The sequence below is a fragment of the Acinetobacter sp. NigerLNRRAM0016 genome, from assembly GCF_054112845.1.
In genome coordinates this window covers 1-1,095 of record NZ_JBSYVT010000098.1, presented here as the reverse complement: position 1 = coordinate 1,095, position 1,095 = coordinate 1, and the positions used below count along the sequence as shown (strand labels likewise).

Genomic DNA, 1,095 nt, shown 5'->3' with positions numbered 1-1,095 from the left:
TATGAAAGTACTGGTGCATGATGGACTGGGCATCTGGCTGTGTGCCCGGCGGCTGGAACAGGGCAAATTTCACTGGGCTAAAGTTCACCAGGGTGAAAGCGTAGCTCTCAGCCCGGAACAGTTACAGGCACTGATCCAGGGTTTGCCCTGGCAGCGCATTGGACGACAGCAGGTGGTCACAATGCTCTAAACCAGGCTCGACCATTCTGCCATCCTCCAAACGTTCTATTTCATTCTTCTCATGACCTCAAGCATACTGCGGTCATGAATACGCTGCCAGATTTAAGCCAACTGACCCATGAACAACTGCTGGAATTCACCCGGCAGTTGGCGATGCAGCATCAACAACTCGCAGAAGATAAACAACAATTAGATGCTCAAGTTCAACATCTGGAAGTATCAAATCAACAATTAGATGCTCAAGTTCAACATCTGGAAGTATCAAATCAACAATTAGATGCTCAAGTTCAACATCTGGAAGTATCAAATCAACAATTAGATGCTAAAGTTCAACATCTTGAAGTCACCAATCAGCAATTAGATTCTAAAGTTCAGCATCTTTCTATTCTCAATCAAAAATACGAGCATGAACTGGCGCTGTTTAAACAGCACAAATTCGGTAGTAAAAACGAACATCTCACCGCAAAACAAATCCATCTGTGGGATGAGGCGGTCGAAGAAGATATCGCAGCAGTCGATCTGGAACTGGAGCGGCTGAATGCAGATAAAACCGATGCAGCAACACAGAAAGCCACAGTCAACAAACCTAAACGTCGACTGCTACCCGATCATCTACACACCATCCGTATTGAGCATGAACCTGCATCAACCCAATGCAGTTGTGGCTGCCAGTTACGTCGTATCGGCGAAGATATCAGTGAAAAACTGCATTTCAGACCGGCACAGTTCTATAAGGAACAGCATGTACGTGGCAAATGGGTCTGTGATCAGTGTGACACCCTGACTCAGCAAGCGATGCCCGCCTATGTGATTGATAAAGGTATTGCCAGTCCTGAACTGCTCAGCCATGTGCTGGTATCGAAGTATGCCGATCATTTGCCGCTGTACCGTCAGCGCCAGATCTATCAGCGGGCG

At 46.8% G+C, this 1,095-nt stretch carries 2 protein-coding genes; both read left to right on the top strand.

Features of this window, described 5'->3' with window-relative positions:
* A partial coding sequence (tnpB, locus tag ACWQ4X_RS19675) for an IS66 family insertion sequence element accessory protein TnpB (RefSeq protein ID WP_075175722.1) occupies positions 1 to 190 on the top strand: 190 nt, incomplete at its 5' end.
* 74 nt (positions 191 to 264) lie between these two features.
* Positions 265 to 1,095, top strand: an 831-nt coding sequence (locus ACWQ4X_RS19670) for an IS66 family transposase zinc-finger binding domain-containing protein (RefSeq protein WP_457904674.1), incomplete at its 3' end; no start/stop codon positions are given.